The sequence below is a fragment of the Oleiphilus sp. HI0117 genome, assembly GCF_001635235.1.
The window spans coordinates 1-1,013 of the sequence record NZ_LWGA01000280.1 but is presented as its reverse complement, the minus strand read 5'-3'; the positions used below and the strand labels follow the sequence as shown (position 1 = coordinate 1,013).

The following is a 1,013-nucleotide window of genomic DNA, read 5'->3' as shown; positions in this document are numbered from 1 at the left end:
TCTCACTCCAGATCAATTAAAAATTCGCGAGTTGGAACGCAAGATCAAACAACTAGAGGGAGACAACGAGATTTTAAAAAAGGCTTCAGCTCTCTTGATGCAGGACTCGATCAAAGGTTTTCGTTAATCCAAGCGCAGCAAGGGAGCTGGTCGGTATCTCGACTATGCCGCGTACTTAATGTTCATCGCAGCAGCTACAGATATTGGTGTGACCGCCCTCAAGAGATAGAGCCGCAACGCCTTAGATTGATTTCTGAACTCAAGCGTTGGTTTGGAATTAGTAATGGTTCTGCGGGGGAGCGTACTTTGGTAACTCTGCTGGCATTATCCGGCTTTAAGGTGAGTCGCTGGTTAGTGAACAAGCTCATGAGGCAAGAAGGTTTGGTTAGCCGCCAATTGCCGGCACATAAGTACGCTAAATCTGAGAAAGAGCATGTGCTCATTCCAAATGTGTTGGGTCGTTGCTTCAGTCCGGAACAGCCTAATCAAGTTTGGTGTGGTGATGTGACATATGTTTGGACGGGGTCTCGTTGGCTGTACTTATCGGTCGTTATCGACTTATATGCAAGGCGTGTTGTTGGCTGGGCCAAATCTAAGAGTCCCGACAGTGAGTTAACCAAGAAGGCATTGAGAGTGGCTTATGAAAGTCGTGGCAAACCGAAGGGCGTGCTATTTCACAGCGATCAAGGTTGTCATTACACAAGCCAATCCTATCGTCAGCTGCTATGGCGTTATGGCATTCGACAAAGCCTAAGTCGCAGAGGAAATTGCTGGGATAATGCGCCAATGGAGCGATTCTTTAGAAGCTTTAAAACAGAATGGATGCCGCGATCAGGATATGAATCGTTTATGGAAGCAGAAGCAGCTATCGATCAATACATTAATGGTTACTACAATCGTCATCGGCCTCATCATCATAATGGTGGTATGTCACCGTTATTGACTGAACAGGCTTACGAAAAAACTTATAACGGGCTGGCCAGTTTTAGTTGACCACTACAACACTTTCGAAC

The 1,013-nt window shown here is 46.0% G+C and carries 1 protein-coding gene; it reads left to right on the top strand.

What is annotated here, in order from left to right; translation table 11 throughout:
* Positions 1 to 993 (top strand): IS3 family transposase (locus tag A3757_RS03470; protein ID WP_156506147.1); only part of this gene is annotated, 993 nt, incomplete at its 5' end.
* Between the last annotated feature and the right edge of the window lie 20 nt (positions 994 to 1,013).